The organism is Mycoplasma marinum (assembly GCF_004335975.1).
Classification (GTDB): Bacteria; Bacillota_I; Bacilli_A; order Mycoplasmatales; family Metamycoplasmataceae; genus Mycoplasma_K; species Mycoplasma_K marinum.
The window spans coordinates 1-582 of the sequence record NZ_PSZO01000119.1 but is presented as its reverse complement, the minus strand read 5'-3'; the positions used below and the strand labels follow the sequence as shown (position 1 = coordinate 582).

The following is a 582-nucleotide window of genomic DNA, read 5'->3' as shown; positions in this document are numbered from 1 at the left end:
ATTTTGAATTTATTTTCTTTTAGTTTTATCATTTTTTCTAATTCCTTACTTTGTTTTTCATTAAAAAGATCTTGAAAATGTTTTAAATTTATACCCATATATTCAAATTCATATTCGTTTATTAGATTGATTTTTCTTTTAGACAAAACAAATAACTCATCAATAAACTTTTTCCCAGCACTATCTATTTTTATTGATGAAAATAAATGTCTTAAGTCATATCAATTTTGGGAATTTTTTATTTTTTCGGCGAATAGTTTAGAAATTTTTTCATCATATTTATATAAATTGTCCATACCTCTAATAGCTTTTATTGCTTGACTCATGCTAATTGTACCTGCATCCGGTTCCTTAGTGTGTTTGACATTGAAAAATATATACATGTGGGCTATTTTTACATATGCTTCTTCAATAAAGCCACTTGTTCCACTTTCCCCTTTATTTTCTTCAAAGTATTTGATTAATTCAAAATACTTCTCAATTCACTCTTCCTTGGTATGGGAATATCTAATAGTAAAATCACAAACTTTATTAAAATAATAACTAATAGAAAAATTACTTTTTCTATGTAAATTCAGAAGT

General features: G+C 24.6%; 1 protein-coding gene. It reads right to left on the bottom strand.

The window, feature by feature from the left end; genetic code table 4:
* Positions 1-582 (bottom strand): hypothetical protein (locus tag C4B24_RS05150; RefSeq protein ID WP_168388392.1); only part of this gene is annotated, 582 nt, incomplete at both ends.